Annotated in this window: 14 protein-coding genes; 7 read left to right on the forward strand and 7 right to left on the reverse strand. The window is 58.7% G+C overall.

Annotated features, from left to right (window positions below; genetic code table 11):
- The first annotated feature begins 13 nt into the window (after positions 1-13).
- The 5 genes from ACOYW2_RS10680 (at position 14) to ACOYW2_RS10700 (ending at position 3,453) form a co-directional block, all read left to right on the forward strand.
- Positions 14-595: a GNAT family N-acetyltransferase gene (locus tag ACOYW2_RS10680; protein ID WP_482770384.1), complete on the forward strand. Its 582-nt coding sequence runs from the start codon at positions 14-16 to the stop codon at positions 593-595.
- Between the two features lie 369 nt (positions 596-964).
- On the forward strand, positions 965-1,645 hold the full coding sequence (locus ACOYW2_RS10685) for an HAD family hydrolase (protein ID WP_482770385.1): 681 nt from the start codon (positions 965-967) through the stop codon (positions 1,643-1,645).
- Positions 1,646-1,764: 119 nt separating this feature from the next.
- A complete protein-coding gene (locus ACOYW2_RS10690) occupies positions 1,765-2,211 on the forward strand; it encodes a DUF6144 family protein (protein WP_482770386.1) in 447 nt (148 codons plus the stop codon).
- 5 nt (positions 2,212-2,216) lie between these two features.
- Entirely contained in the window at positions 2,217-2,978 is a 762-nt protein-coding gene (locus ACOYW2_RS10695) for a DUF6597 domain-containing transcriptional factor (protein WP_482770387.1), read from the forward strand.
- A gap of 133 nt (positions 2,979-3,111) precedes the next feature.
- A complete protein-coding gene (locus ACOYW2_RS10700; RefSeq protein WP_482770388.1) occupies positions 3,112-3,453 on the forward strand; it encodes a DUF3795 domain-containing protein in 342 nt (113 codons plus the stop codon).
- Between the two features lie 301 nt (positions 3,454-3,754).
- Here the strand turns inward: ACOYW2_RS10700 and ACOYW2_RS10705 are convergent, their stop codons facing one another.
- The 6 genes from ACOYW2_RS10705 to ACOYW2_RS10730 form a co-directional block, all read right to left on the reverse strand.
- Positions 3,755-4,210 (reverse strand): DUF3592 domain-containing protein, encoded by a 456-nt coding sequence (locus ACOYW2_RS10705; RefSeq protein WP_482422908.1) that lies wholly within the window; start codon positions 4,208-4,210, stop codon positions 3,755-3,757.
- Positions 4,211-4,337: 127 nt separating this feature from the next.
- Positions 4,338-5,588, reverse strand: a complete 1,251-nt coding sequence (locus ACOYW2_RS10710; RefSeq protein WP_482771014.1) for an amidohydrolase — start codon at positions 5,586-5,588, stop codon at positions 4,338-4,340.
- A complete protein-coding gene (locus ACOYW2_RS10715) occupies positions 5,489-5,908 on the reverse strand; it encodes a hypothetical protein (protein WP_482770389.1) in 420 nt (139 codons plus the stop codon). The genes ACOYW2_RS10710 and ACOYW2_RS10715 overlap by 100 nt, the downstream gene beginning before the upstream one ends.
- A 170-nt stretch (positions 5,909-6,078) precedes the next feature.
- Positions 6,079-6,909 (reverse strand): ABC transporter permease, encoded by an 831-nt coding sequence (locus ACOYW2_RS10720; protein ID WP_482416334.1) that lies wholly within the window; start codon positions 6,907-6,909, stop codon positions 6,079-6,081.
- On the reverse strand, positions 6,909-7,856 hold the full coding sequence (locus tag ACOYW2_RS10725; protein ID WP_482771015.1) for an ABC transporter permease: 948 nt from the start codon (positions 7,854-7,856) through the stop codon (positions 6,909-6,911). Before ACOYW2_RS10725 ends, ACOYW2_RS10720 begins: the two co-directional genes overlap by 1 nt.
- 242 nt (positions 7,857-8,098) lie before the next feature.
- Positions 8,099-9,691 (reverse strand): ABC transporter substrate-binding protein, encoded by a 1,593-nt coding sequence (locus ACOYW2_RS10730; RefSeq protein WP_482416332.1) that lies wholly within the window; start codon positions 9,689-9,691, stop codon positions 8,099-8,101.
- A 259-nt stretch (positions 9,692-9,950) separates the two neighbouring features.
- On the opposite strand from ACOYW2_RS10730, the gene ACOYW2_RS10735 reads away from it, so the two are divergent.
- Both ACOYW2_RS10735 and ACOYW2_RS10740 read left to right on the forward strand, forming a co-directional pair.
- Positions 9,951-10,961, forward strand: coding sequence for an ABC transporter ATP-binding protein (locus tag ACOYW2_RS10735; protein WP_482770390.1), 1,011 nt, complete (start codon positions 9,951-9,953; stop codon positions 10,959-10,961).
- On the forward strand, positions 10,958-11,914 hold the full coding sequence (locus tag ACOYW2_RS10740; RefSeq protein WP_482416330.1) for an ABC transporter ATP-binding protein: 957 nt from the start codon (positions 10,958-10,960) through the stop codon (positions 11,912-11,914). Before ACOYW2_RS10735 ends, ACOYW2_RS10740 begins: the two co-directional genes overlap by 4 nt.
- 72 nt (positions 11,915-11,986) lie before the next feature.
- Here the strand turns inward: ACOYW2_RS10740 and ACOYW2_RS10745 are convergent, their stop codons facing one another.
- The gene (locus tag ACOYW2_RS10745) at positions 11,987-12,736 is read right to left on the reverse strand and encodes a nitrogenase component 1 (RefSeq protein WP_482770391.1); all 750 of its coding nucleotides are present in this window, start codon (positions 12,734-12,736) and stop codon (positions 11,987-11,989) included.
- Positions 12,737-12,764 lie beyond the last annotated feature (28 nt).

Genomic DNA, 12,764 nt, shown 5'->3' on the forward strand with positions numbered 1-12,764 from the left:
GAAGGCGCGTACCATGGGCAACATAACCATTTCGCTGATGCAAAAAAACGAGGCCAAAAAAGCGGCAAAGGTCCTCAGCCTCGCCATGCTCGACAACCCCCTTCACCAGGCCGTGTTCCTGGGCAGCGGCGAACAGGAACGCCTCGAAATCGAGGCCATGTTTGATGACCTTTTGACTCAGAGGCCGGGCATTGTCTTTCTGGCAAAAGAAGAGAGAGACATTTTAGGCGTCATGAGGATGAATTCGTGCTCCGGCCGTAATTTGCCGGACGGACCGCCTGAATTCGACGGCAAAACGGACATCCGGTGGAGAAAATTCGTCTGGCTGAGGGAATGGGCCCTTCAGGATCCCAAGGAGCAGCACTGGCACTTAGGGCCCATCGGCGTCCTTCCATCCCACCGGAGACTGGGAATCGGCTCAAGGCTCATGGATCGATTCTGCAACGAGGTGGATGCCTGCGCCGCCAGGGCGTACCTGGAAACAGACAGGGATGAAAATGTGCTGTTTTATGAACTTTTCGGCTTTGAGGTTGTCGCCACATCACAGGTGTTCGATGTGAAAAACCGCTACATGTTGAGGGAAGCCCGCCCCTGATGTTTCCGGGGGTGGGCGAAGGTGTCTTCATCACTGTTTCCGGAGGAAACCATGGAATGCAGTAAATGCAACGCCTCGATTCCCTTGCCCGGATATATCACGAGCCGAGTCCTTCCACAAGCGCAACCCGGAAACGGCCTTCACCGACAACCAGTTGAAGATACTCAGTACCCTGAAAGAGTGCGGAGGCCTGGATCCCGACGGCCTTGCGGATCGGTTGACGGATCACATGTCCCGCCAGGATGGTGAAAGAGAATGCGCTGCCCTTCACCGAATGGGGAAGATTTCCATCAAGAGCAGGAACGGTTCGGTGTTTATCTGTATTAAACAGTAGCCCGGATATATCTCCGGGTGAGCAGTGGGGATATCATGACCCTCGTCGTATTCGATCTCGGAGAGACCCTTGTTTCCTATTACGGCATTCCGCTGAACTGGAGCGAGCATTACATCGATGCCATCAACGATTTTCTGGTGAAGAACAGTATCTGCGTCACCACGCCCGACCTGGAGCTGGCCGTCTCCATCCTGGATTTTTACAACACGCGGACCCATCAACGCACCTTTGAAGTCGCAGAAGGGGAGGTCACCCGAAAAATCGCCACGGTGCTGGGAGTGGACGGGGCGGCCTTTGGGCGAAGCTTCTTTGCCTACTTTCAGCGAAGGGCCGTTGTGGAAGCGTCTGCAGTCGCGACCCTTACCGAGTTAAAAAACGCAGGGGTCTTTACGGCCGTGCTCTCCGACGTGCCCTACGGCATGCCCCGGGATTTTCTGATGGACGATCTGGGGCCGCTGGTTCCCCTCATGGATCGCGTTGTGTCGTCATGCGAGGTTGGGGTCAGAAAACCCCATCCATTGGGGCTCATCAACTTGATGAAGGCGTTTGGCGCAAACCCCGGCCACGTTTTTTATGTGGGCAACGAAGAAAAAGACATGGCCTGCGCAGCAAACGCGGGGGCCAGATCCATCCTGCTGGCACCCGGGGAAACAGCGGATTACGGGCAAACCTATTCCGTTCAAACCCTGTCCGGCGTTTTAAGGCATGTGCTCTGAGGCGGTGGCGTTTTTATTTTTTTATGCCATCGTGGTATAAGGAACCCCTTACGGAACATTGATGCACGCAGCCAGAGACATCATCGGGCCACGGCATCGGAAACACAAAGGGGAGAACCATGGAATCCAACGACCCGTCCGCATGGATCAACACCATCCTCAGCGAGCTGAGCACCAGCAAGAGCCCCGACGCTTCCGCAGCCGTGGAAAACTGCGGCAGGGCCTGCCTGAAGTCCTCCGAGGGGTTTGAATCGATCCGAGCCCTTCGGGAGTCCGTTGCCCACAAGGATGACCTGGACCTGTTGTTTGATACCTACAAGGCCAAACTGTATGACAACAGACCATCCCTCTATAAAAAGGATGGAACGATCTACCTGGAGTACACCGAGTGTGCCTGCGGCATGGTGACATCCGGCAAGGTGATCCATCCGTTTCTCTGCAACTGCACCGTCGGGTATACCCGGCAGATTTTTGAGACGCTCTTCGGCAGGCCGGTGAAGGTCACCCTGCTGAAATCCATTCTCAACGGGGACACCATCTGTCTTCAAAAAATTACCGTTGCGTAATCCACATGCCCATGATGACACCCCCGGAATACGCTGAGTACAGGCCCCATCCTCTCCTTGCGTCCCTCATCGATTGCTACTGGTCGTGCCATGTCCAGTCCAAAGCCCGGCTATCGGCCCGGAAGCCGGTGATACCCGACGGTTGCGTGGACATCATTTTTGATCTGGAACCCGCAGCTCCCTTGAGGTGTTTTGTCGTGGGCGCCATGACAAAGCCCGTTCAAAGCCGGAAAACCAACCTTTTTGGGGTGCGATTCCACACCGCCATGGCGACCTCCCTTTTCAAGACTCCCATGCATCACTTCACCGACCTGATGGTGGACGCCTGTGACGCCTTGGGCAATCCCACCCATGCACTCTCGGACCAACTGGCGGAAAAGGCTCTGCCGCAGGATCGCATCGCCCTGCTCGATGAGGTGTTTCTCAGGCAGATGACCGGTTTATCTCCCCCGGAACGCCCCCTTGCCGAGGCCCTTCGCCTGATCCGCAATGCCGGCGGGCAGTGTTCGGTGCAGCAGATCAGCGATGCCATTGGCTGGAGCAGGCAGCACTTTACCCGCAGATGCCTCCACGCCACGGGCCTGTCCCCCAAGTTCCTGATGCAGGTGGTGCGCCTGCACCAAACCATCGCCCTGCACAAAAATGGGAACCTTCATGGCTGGAGTCACCTTTCCCAGGAGGGCGGCTACTTTGACCAGTCCCATATGATCCATGAATTCAAGGGCATCACCGGCCTTACCCCCGCAGAATACCTTTCCCCCGCATAAAAAGGTTCCATTTTTCCAATACACCGCAGCTTTCCTTCAGGTACGCTTTTTTACCGTCAACTGATGTTCAGCCCGGATGGTCGTGACACCGGGGTGGAGCATTGCACCGTTTTTTTTGATGAAAGGAACAGAAATGATAGCTCGTTGTGGTATGGACTGCTCGCAATGCGAGGCGTATAAAGCGACCCGGGATGATTCGGATGCCAAGCGCAAAGAGGTTGCCGAGGCGTGGACCATTGAGTACAAAACCGACATTTCTCCGGAGCAGATCAACTGCCGGGGATGCACGTCGGAGGGAGAAAAATTTTTCTTCACCGAATCGCTGTGTGAAATCCGGAAATGCGCCATGGAAAAGGAGGCGCCACACTGCGCAACGTGCCCTGAGTATGTCTGTGAAAAGCTGAGGGGCTTTATCGCGCAGGCCCCGGTTGTCGGGGAAGCCCTGGAGGCCTTGCGGCAAAAGCAAGGGGGCTAGCGTCATCGGTTCTGGAAAACAAAAAAGGATTCGCTTGACCTTAACCGGAATTAAGCATTTAAAAAAGGTGAACAAACAGTTCGCAATTAAAACTATTTGAATGAATGTCGCTTTAAAGGTGGATGTGCTTTGACCCGAGAAGCGAGGGGCAAAACACCGTGGGGCCCCTGCTTTCAAGGTGGCTCACCTTGCCGCCGGAGGCTTTTTTGACAATAAAAAACGGTTGCCTCCCGCACCTTGGGAGAGCAACCGTTTTTATATGGTCGAGCCGGAATGCATCCATCAGGATGCAGGGGCCTGATTACGACTCATCGTAATCGTCATCTTCATCATCATCGTCGTCATCTTTGGACGCAAAGGGGTTGTCCAGAAAGAACAGGGCGATGCCGGTCTGAATGAGCCCCATGACCCCTGCAATGAGCGCACCGCCCCAAAGGGCGAAAAAGCCTTTTTCACGGGCGTTGGAAGGGTTGGTGGCGTCGTAGAGAAGTTCAACTTTCTCGCCGTAAGCATACTTCGGCTTGGAGCTGCCTGATTTGGCATCAAAGGTGATGGTTTGGCCGTCCCGGGTGGTGAATGTGAGCACGGGATAGTAGTAGGTGGTTCCGTCGGATTGACTGGTCGTGTAATCCACAACCTCTCCGTAGGTGTGCTCGGCGTTTTTTGTGAGGTCCCAGGATTCAAAAAATGACCTCTGAGAGAAGTAGAGCAAAAGAATCCCGAAGAGAAGCACGGGGATCATTACCAGTCGTGTCATGGGGCCATCATCCTGTAAATGAGTTGAGAGAGAATTCCTAAGGGGATGCAGGGCCAGCCCCTGAAAGTTCATAGGGGCCATGGCCCTGTTTGCCATGGTGTGGGGGTATCCCGCGACCTGGTTTTTATTATACCTCGTTGCCCCCCACAATGGTTTTCACCACAGAGGCTTTGAGGACGGACTTTTCCGGTTCGTCAAAGGCATCGTTAAAAATGGTCAGGTCCGCCCACTTGCCGGCCTCGATGGTACCGGACTTATCCTCCACAGCAGCGGTCCATGCAGCGGTTCTGGTGTAGCCGTCGATGGCTTCCCAGAAGGTGAGGGCCTCTTCGGGGAACCAGCCGCCGGTGGGCTTGTCCTGGGCGTCGGTGCGGAACATGGCCGCGCGGATGCCGATCATGGGGTCGTTGGACTCCACGGGCACATCGGAGCCGAACTGCATGCGGATGCCTGTCTCCTGAATGCGTTTCCAGGTGTAGGCCTGGCGGCAACGTGAACGCCCCCATTTGGCCTCGGCGGTCTTCCAGTCCGTGGGGAGGAACCCGGGCTGTACCGAGGCGGTGACGTCCATCTCTTTGAATCGATTCAGGTCCTCGTCGGTGACCCGCTGAACATGCTCAACGCGGTCCCGCCGGGTGCCGGGGTACTTAACGCGCATGGCGGCAAACCCGTCAAGGGCGGCGGAGACGGCCCGGTCCCCGATGGCGTGGATGGCGACGCTGCGTCCGGTTTTGTAGGCCATCTCGATCTGTGCGAGAAGCTCTTCGTTGGTGAGGCAGGCCAGGCCGCAACACCCGGGAGAGCCTTCGTAGTCATCGAACATCCAGGCGGTTTCCGCACCCAGGGAGCCGTCCATGAAGAGCTTGACGTGGGTGTGCCAGAGATGGTCGCTGCCCGAGCCCGCGGTGATGCCCAGGGCATCGGCTTTTTCCAGGTCTTCCGGGGGCAACAGGTGGCAGACACGCAGCGTGAGTTTTCCCTCTTTTTCCAGCTCGGCGTAGGCCAGGTAGTCGACGAGCTCTTCGCAGACATGGGTGCCGGTAAGGCCGTAGGCCAAGGTACGCTTCTGGGCTTCCAGGATGGCGGCCTTTCGCTCTTCGTGGGTGACGGGGGGGATGTGGTCCCGGATCACCTCCAGGCACTCGCGGACGATGCCCGTGGGAAGGCCGTTCTCATCCCGGTCGATCTGGCCTCCTTCGGGGGTGACGGTCTCTTTGGTGACCCCGGCCACTTCAAGGGCTTTCTGGTTCACCCAGATCAGGTGGCCGCAGGCCCGGGTCATGACCACGGGGTGGTCGGGGGAGATGTCGTCGAGGTCGGCCCGGGTGGGTTCGCGCTGCTCTTCCCAGAAGTGGTGGTTCCAGCCCCGTCCGATGATCCAGTAGAATTGGGCCTGGTGGTGTAGGCCACGGCCTCTGCAATGGCTTTTCTGCAGGCGGCAAGGGAGGGCAGGCCCACGAGGTTGACCCGGGTCAGGGTCAGGCCGTAGCTGGCCAGGTGGGAGTGGGCGTCCACGAGCCCGGGCACCACAAGGTGGCCGGACATGGAGGAGACGGTGGTGTCCGGGGTGACCCGGGACATGATCTCTTTGGTGGTGCCCACAGCCGTGATAAGGCCGTCTTCCATGAGGAGGGCTTCTGCAAAGGGGGCATCGGGTACCCCCGTATAGATTTTTGTCGATACAATGGCGCGCTTCATGTTGCCTCCGGCGGGTCGCTTTTTTAGCCCAAGTTTAGCAGCATGTTTCCGTTGTTGCATCACCCAAGGGACATCTCGCAGTATGCGGAATGGAAAAAAGCGACCCCAAATGGGGTTAACCCCTGTTTATCTGTTAGGCCCCCGGCAGGGCCGCCGGAGGCTCGCATGGTTTAATGCTTATGGGGATCCAGAAGGTCCCGCAGGCCGTCGCCCAGAAGGTTGAACCCCAGGACGGTGACGAAGATGGCCAGGCCCGGATAGATGGAGATCCAGGGGGCCGTGAAAAACTGTTCCCGGGCGTTGGAGAGCATCCCGCCCCAGCTCGGGGTGGGGGGCTGGGTACCCAGGCCGAGGAACGAGAGGGAGGCCTCCGTCAGGATGGCGTAGGCGATGCCCAGGGTGGCCATGACCAGGATCGGCCCTACCACGTTGGGCAGGATCTGGGCAAACATGATGCGCCACTTGCCGTAGCCCAGGGCTTCGGCGGCCCGGACGTACTCGATGCGCTTGGCCGAAAGGACCTGGGACCGGGTGATCCGGCAGGTAAAGGACCAGTTGGTAAGCCCCAGGGCGATATAAACGTTCACCAGCCCCGGGCCTAAAAGGGCCATGATGGCCAGGGCAAAGACCATGGAGGGGATGGAGAGCATGATGTTGGTGAGCCCCATGACCAGATCGTCCCACCAGGTGCCGAAATACCCGGCGGTGACCCCTAAGATCACACCGATGATGGTGTTGATGAGCTGGCTCACCAGCCCCACGGAAAGGGAGATCCGGGATCCGTAGATTACCCGGGAGAGAACGTCCCGCCCCTGGGTGTCCGTGCCGCAGAGGTAATCTGCGGACGGGGGTTCCTCCGAGACCATGAGGTCCGCGTCGTTGATGGGGTGATAAGGTGCCAGCAGGGGGGCGAACACCGCCATGCCGATGACCAGGGCGGTCAGCACCGCGCCGATGATCAGGTTGCTTCTGCCTTTGAGTGCCGCTTTGGAAAATGCCATCAGTATTCAATCCTCGGATCCACCACCGAATAGAGAAGATCCACCACAAGGTTCACGATGAGAAAGACAAGGATCATCACCAGGATACAGCCCTGGGTGACGGGGATGTCCCGCTGAAAAATGGAGTCCACCAGAAGGGAGCCGAGTCCCGGCCAGGAGAAGAGCTTCTCCACGATGACCGTCTGGCCGATGAGGGCGCCGAACTGGAGCCCTGCCGTGGTGAGCACCAGCACCATGGTGTTACGCATGACGTGGCGCCAGTTCACCAGAAGCTCGGAGAGGCCCTTGGCCCGTGCGGTGCGGATGTAATCCTTGTGCAGCACTTCAAGGACGGCGGCCCGGGTGGCCCGGGCGAGAAGGGCGGTGTAGCCGATGCCCAGGGTGATGGCGGGCATGATGAGGTTGGCGAATTTTCCGTGGCCGTAGCCCGAGGAGGGCAGCCAGCCGAGAACCACCGAAAAGAGGTACATCAAGAGGAGCCCCAGCCAGAATTGGGGCAGGGAGACCCCGGAAACCGCCCCGATCATGGACGCTGTGTCCACAAGGGTCCCGCGTTTCAGGGCGGAGATAAAACCAAGGGGGATGCCGATGCCCACGGAGATGATAAGGGCGGCAATGGAGAGACGCAGGGTGGGCCAGATGCGCTCGCCCACCAGCTTGTTCACCGGCTCACGGCGCAGAAACGAGGTGCCGAGGTCGCCCCGGACAAGCCCTTTGAGGTAGATAAAGTAACGGGTGTGCACCGGCTTGTCGATGCCCCACTCTTTCTTAAGCTGCTCGACGATCCGGGGGTCCGGTGCCTTGCGCTGGTCGCCCGCCATGAGGGCGGCGTTCCCCGGCAGGAGGTTGAGCAGCACGAACATGATCATGGAGATGATCAGGATCTCGTGGGGATGAATCTGGAGACGGCGAAAGGCGTCAGCTTTATACGTTGAACAACCTGGGATAAATAATAAATGGTGCCGAAAAGCGTATCAATGGCCCCGCCGGTATTCCGGCGAGGCCACTGGTGCCTTGCGATGGGCAGGGTGTGCCGACGCAGGCCTTTCCGAGAAATTGTGGTGTAACGGTACCCATGAAACGCATTCAATGGCAAAACCACAGAGCCCCTTTGCCGTACCGGCAAGGCTCTGTGGTTTGATGTGTGAATCGGGGGAGAGCGTCCTCCCCCTTACGCGGCCTTCCGGGCTTACTTGCGCGGAGAGCTGTCGTCGAGTTTCAGGTTGGTGAAGTCCTGAAGCATCATCTCGATGGCCACGGGCTTAATGCCGTGAACCCAGGGATGATAGGCGATGATGGCCTTGTTGTAGTTGAAGAACCAGAAGGGGGCGTCCTCAAAGAGGATGCGGTTGGCTTTCTTAACCCACTCGATTCTCTCGGTCTCGGAGGAGGCGGCGGCAGCCTGGTCCAGGGCCTTGTCGTAATCGGCGTTGGCATAGGCGGTGTAGTTGCCGGCAGACCTCGGGGTGGTGGAACGGAAACGGTTCAGGGTCTCCAGGGGATCGGGACCGGACTCGATGGACCAGATAAAGGCGTCGAACTTGCCGGTGCGGCAGCGCTCGCCCAGGGCGGCGCCTTCGAGCTGCTGGGGCTTGACCGTGATGTTGATGCGCTTCATAAAGGGGATCAGGGCCTCCACGATGCCCACGCCCCAGCTCTTGTTGGCCGTTGCGATGCACTCAAAGGTAAAGCCGTCTTCGTAGCCCGCCTCTTTCATCAGCTCCTTGGCCCTGGCTAGGTTGTAGTCGTAACCCTTCATGGCCTTTTCATAGGCAGGGGAGCTGGTGGGCAGGTAACCGGTGGCGGGAACCGCTTTGTTCTTGAGGAGCTTTTTGATGATGAGCTCGGCGTTGATGGCGTGGTTGATGGCCTGGCGCACGCGCTTGTCGGCAAAGGGCTTGAACTCGGGGTTGAAACCGATGATACGGGTGTACATCTCGGCCACCTCGATCATGTTGTCCTTGATCTCGGGGTCGCGCTGGTAGATGGGGTACTGGGACGCCCCCACGATGTTGGCGTCGAGTTCGCCTGCGCGGAATGCAATGTCACGGGCCGCGCCTTCGGGCATGATCTTGTAGACCAGCTTGTCGATGTAGGGCTTGCCGGGTTCAAAGTAGCCGTCGAATTTTTCGAGGATCACTTCGCTGCCGCGCACCCACTTAACAAACTTGAAGGGGCCGCAACCCACGGGGTTGGTGGCGAATGCCGCTTCTTTGCCTTCGAGGGCCTCACGGGGAACGATGGCTGTTTCCACCTTGCAGAGGGAGTACCCGATGGCAACGGGGTGCTTCAGGGTCATCTTGAACGTGTGGTCGTCGATCTTCTCCAGGCCGGTGATGGTCTTGGCCTTGCCTGCGATGACAGCCTCGGCACCGTCGATGTTGGCGATGTAGCTGGCCGCGGAAGAGGTGGTCTCGGGCTGGGCGATGCGGTTGTAGCTCCAGATGACATCGTCGGCGGTCAGGGTGCGGCCGTTGTGGAATTTGACGTTCTTGCGGAGGCTGAAGGTGTAGGTCTTGCCGTCGGCAGATACCTTGGCTTCGGTGGCCAGGTCAAGGACGGGCTTGCTCTGGTCCGCGTCCCACTTGTAGAGGCTGCGGTTGATGTTCAGCCCCACGATGTAGTCCTGGGTCCGTGAGGTTTTATGCATATCCAGGGAAAAAAGGTCACCGCCGTAGGGCGCGCAGAATACAAAGGTCCCGCCGGATGAGGCCGCCGCCCCACCCGCCGTCACCAGAAGAGCCGTCGCTGCGGCAAGCAGCAACAATCCAATCTTCTTCATCAAAACGATCCTCCTGAGTTACTGTGACTGATTATTCGAAAACAGTTTTTTACGAGAACTAAAAATAGAACCACACCATCAATTGACTGTCAATAAGTTATACTAAATCTGATTTTATGTTTCCGCTTAAGGAACGTAAGATATGTAAAGCATTCGCTTAGGTATATGTTTAAAGGCGATGGAGTTTTTTTTAAGAGTTGAATGGACAATGATTTGCTGGTATTAATTTTTGCTCAATTTTCATTCAATCAGGGGAACCATGCAAAACGATTATTTATTGGAAGTGAAGAACCTCACCACGCGGTTTCACACCCAGCGGGGTGTGGCCCACGCGGTCAACGGCGTCTCCTTCGGGATGTACCCCGGCGAAATCCTGGGCGTGGTGGGAGAGTCCGGCTGCGGTAAGAGCGTCACCGCCCAATCCATCATGCGACTCATCCCGGAACCGCCCGGGCGCATCGAGAGCGGCGAAATCCTCTACGACGGCAAAGACATCGTCGGGCTCTCCGCCCGGCAGATGCGAAAAATCCGCGGCGATCGCATTTCCATGATTTTTCAGGAGCCCATGACCTCCCTCAACCCGGTGAAAACCGTGGGCAGGCAGATCGGTGAGGTGTACGCCCTCCATCGCGGGGTATCCAAAAGGGAGAGCATGAACAAAGCGGTGGAGATGCTGGAAAAAGTCCAGGTGCCGGAACCCGCACGACGGGTGAAGGAATATCCCCACCAGCTCTCCGGCGGCATGAGGCAAAGGGTGATGATCGCCATGGCCCTTGCATGCGACCCGGAAATCCTCATCGCCGATGAACCCACCACCGCCCTGGACGTCACGGTCCAGGCCCAGATCATGGACCTCATGCTCAAGCTCCAGGCCATGCAGAAAACGGCCATCATGATGATCACCCACGACCTGGGAATCATCGCGGAGATGGCCAACCGTGTCATCGTGATGTACGCGGGCCGTATCGTGGAGTCCGCCCCCACGCGCATCCTGTTTCGGGAGACAGGCCACCCCTACACCAAAGGGCTCATGAACTCGGTGCCCGTCATCGGCTCCAAAGATTCAGACGGCAACAGCCGCCTTACGGAGATCACCGGCATGGTCCCCAGCCTCTACGATCTTCCCAAAGGGTGCAGCTTCGCCCCCCGGTGCCCCCACCGGAGCGAGCGGTGCGATGCCGAGCTGCCGCCCCTGTTCCAGGTCTCCCCGGACCATTCGGTGCGGTGCTGGCGGTGTGAATCCACAGGTGTGAAAGGAGCCGCCGCGTGACAGACCTTCTGACCGTTGACAACCTGAAAGTCCATTTTCCCGTCAAGGGCGGCTTTTGCTGCAAGGACGTTGTCCACGCCGTGGACGGCGTCAACCTGACCCTGGGCCGGGGCGAAACCCTGGGCATCGTCGGTGAATCGGGTTGCGGAAAGACCACCACGGGCCTTGCCGCCATGAAGCTCATCGAAAAAACCCACGGAAAGCTCATCTTCAACGGCACCGACCTGGACAGCCTTACCCCAGCCGAGATGCGGCGCACGCGCCAGAAGATGCAGATGATCTTCCAGGACCCGTTCTCCTCCCTGAACCCCCGCATGACCGTCAACCGCGCCATCGGCGAGCCCATGAAGGTTCACGGCATGGGCAGCGAATCCGAGAGAAACGACCGGGTGGCCTGGCTTTTACAAAAGGTGGGCCTCTCCCCTGAGCAGGGCAATCGCTACCCCCACGAATTCTCCGGCGGTCAGCGCCAGCGCATCGGTATTGCCCGGGCCCTGGCCCTGAACCCCATGATGATCATCGGTGACGAACCCGTCTCTGCCCTGGACGTTTCCATCCAGGCCCAGATCATCAACCTGCTCATCGACATCCAGCAGGAATTCAACCTCTCGTACATCATCATCTCCCACGACCTGGCCGTGGTGGAGCACATCTGCGACCGCATCGCCGTCATGTACCTGGGCAAGGTGGTGGAAGAGGGCACCTGCGAAGAGGTCTACGCCAACCCGAAGCACCCTTACACCAAGGCCCTCCTTTCGGCCATTCCCTATCCCGACCCGGACAGGCCGCGGGAGCGCATCATCCTCTCCGGGGACGTACCGAGTCCCATCCACCCGCCCAAGGGGTGCAGCTTTCACCCCCGGTGCCCCAACCGTCAGGAAGGGTGTGACCTGGTGGAACCCGAGCTGGAAACAAAAGAGGCAGGCCGAAAAACGGCCTGCCACTATTGCTGATACCCAGATAAAACCGTGCAGGCCCTTTTGCGAAAAGGGCCTGCACGTCTCCAGTCGAAAATGCGTTGCGCCTTACCTTTTCACGCCGGCAAGGGCAGCCCTTACCGCCTCCTTTGTATCCCCCGACACCTGCACCAGGGGAATGCCGTACTCCACCTCCATCATAAGGGCCAGTTGCAGCATGGCCCCGCCACCGAAAACCAGGTTGAGGGACGCCCCGTGGCTACGGCGGATCTCCGCCACGCTGCTGCATCCCGGAAGCACGGCCACCACCTCGGCCCCCAGCTCCCGGCAACGGTTCTTCAGGGCCATGGCGGCGCACCTGTTTCCGGGCCCTGCAAGAATGTTTACCGAGGCAGGGGTGATGCCGGAAATGTCCCCGGTTCCCATGAGCCGAAACAGGGCCTGGCAGGCTGCCCGGTCCGCGGCCTTGCGCATTCCTTTCGGGCCTTCGGAGTGCACGGGAATCACCGGAATGCCCTTTTCTTCTTCCACCCGGCTGCATACCGCGTCCACCTCATCGCCCAGGCGTTCTCCCTTGCCCGTGGGGTAGACAAAGGCAGCGGCGGGATGGTGGCCATCGATGAGATCCGTAAGGCCCCTGTAGAGCATACGCCGTCCCTGGGAAAGCCCCCGAACGCCCGGCAAGTGCACGGACAGGGGCGGACGTTTTTTGGTCTGGTTGACGGTGGATTTTCCATGCAAGGATACGGGGCAGGCCCTCTGGCCTGTGTCGCCGTAGACCAGGTGAAGGGCATCGGTGACGGGGGAGAGTACGGCTCCCGGTTCGCAGCAGTGGGGTAAGCGTGATACGGTATGCATGGAAAACTCCTTTCGCTTCCGGTCTCCG

The sequence above is a fragment of the Desulfoluna sp. CLI2B genome (assembly GCF_056847375.1).